Genomic DNA, 1645 nt, shown 5'->3' with positions numbered 1-1645 from the left:
GCTTGTGATTAACGCCCTCGCCCTTGATTACGATTTCATCGCCGCGCGCATTCATTTCCAATAGCAGCGTGCGCGACACCTGCCGTGCAATCGATGCGTCAGGCTTTGCGGGAGGAGAGGGTTTTTCAGTCTCTAAATCCTTTTTTAGAGCCTGATTTAGAACATCTTGCTCTGCCTCGAAACTATCGCGCGAAGCGGCGCTGAGCGCGGACAGAAGCCGACGTGGCGCAGTGGGATCATTCAGCAAAGCCTTGGAGAGTTGCAGCCCCATACGTTCGCCCATCTGGGTGGGGAACTTGAGCGCATTGCCAAGGGTGCCTGCCACGGGAATGAAGGATTTGATCTTGGAGCGTTTCGCCCGCGAGGCATTGGCGAAAAGCGTTTGCAGCGCTGCCTTTTCAGTCTCGAACACGCCAGCTTCGACCGCTTTCACCACAATACGCGCGCGCTCGAAATAGCTGAGACCAACGCGGATTTCATTCTCTTCGATCATCGCCACATAGGCATCGGGTGCCTCGCGCGGGGCGGTGATGATGGCCTTGGCGCTTTCGCTGCCGATGGCGCGCAGGGCTTGCAGGCGCCGCCAGCCGGAAATCAGACCAAAGCGCCCATCGCCCAGGTCCACCACTTCAATCGGGGTTTGCTGACCGCGCGCTTCCAGCGAGCTGCGCAGCACCGCCATATCATCGTCATCCACCGCGATGCGATCGCGCACCAGATAGTTTTCATCGATCAGGGACAGGGGCACATTGGTAATCATCCGCCCTTCCGCACGGGCGCGGCGCAGGGTTTCGGACAGCTCTTCAAGCGCCGCAACGGTTGATGCATCGCCGGCCACAGAGGCAATCGGCGGGGCAGGGTGGCGCGAGAGGCCCGCGATGGATTTGCTCTCCAGCGGAGCATCCAGATCACGCGCCCGTTCTAAAGACTGAGCCGGGGCAAGGCGTTTACGTTTGGCCATTATATCATCTCCTTTGAAAGGGAGGCAGGGAAACAGAAGGGTGTGAAGCGCGCGTTACCCATCCGAACGCTCCTCCGCCAGTTCATCGCGCCGCCAGACACCCAAGAGCAGCTCTTTGAAGGCCGCGTAGGTCGCATCAAATGTTTCGCGCCCGCGCACATAGGTCTCGCGGTTGAAATCGCGGTAATCCGCCTCGTAGATGCCGCTGACCTGTTCACCCGCTTGCCCGATCAGCGCGGTGAAGTCCTGACGGTGGGGCGACAGCGTGCGCCCGAGATAGGCCTGCATGAGGCCTGCCAGTTCGGCCTGCTGGGCGCCGTCATAGCGCGTGACGACCGCGCGCACGGCGTCCCATTCAAAGTTCAGCTCATCGCGCCCCAAAGCGCGGGCTGCGATGTTTTCGCCCTCTTCAATGCTGGCAAAGGTGGAATGCAGCATGTCAAAGAAACGCCCCGTTGAGTCGAACTCAAGGAAGGAGGCACCAAGAGGCACCAGCAGGATATCAGAGGCGGCGAGGCCGTTGATGGTGAGGTAGCCAAGGGCAGGGGGGGTGTCGATGAAGATCAGATCGTATTTATCCAGCACGCCGTCGGCCTCAAGGCTTTCTGTGAGCGCATCCCACAGCTTCCAGCCGCGCGCTTGCATGCGCCAGACGGGGATCTGGAATTCAGCCCAGTAGAGGTT

2 protein-coding genes are annotated in these 1645 nt (G+C 60.1%); both read right to left on the bottom strand.

The window, feature by feature from the left end; translation table 11 throughout:
• Positions 1-961: ParB/RepB/Spo0J family partition protein (locus WBC85_RS10045; protein WP_424436167.1), on the bottom strand; the 961-nt coding region annotated here is incomplete at its 3' end.
• A 54-nt stretch (positions 962-1015) separates the two neighbouring features.
• The coding region (locus WBC85_RS10040) for a ParA family protein (RefSeq protein WP_424436164.1) at positions 1016-1645 on the bottom strand (630 nt) is incomplete at its 5' end.

Origin of the sequence: Planktotalea sp. (assembly GCF_049680325.1) — a bacterium.
Taxonomy (GTDB): Bacteria; Pseudomonadota; Alphaproteobacteria; order Rhodobacterales; family Rhodobacteraceae; genus Planktotalea.
This window is presented reverse-complemented; position numbering and strand designations above follow the sequence as displayed.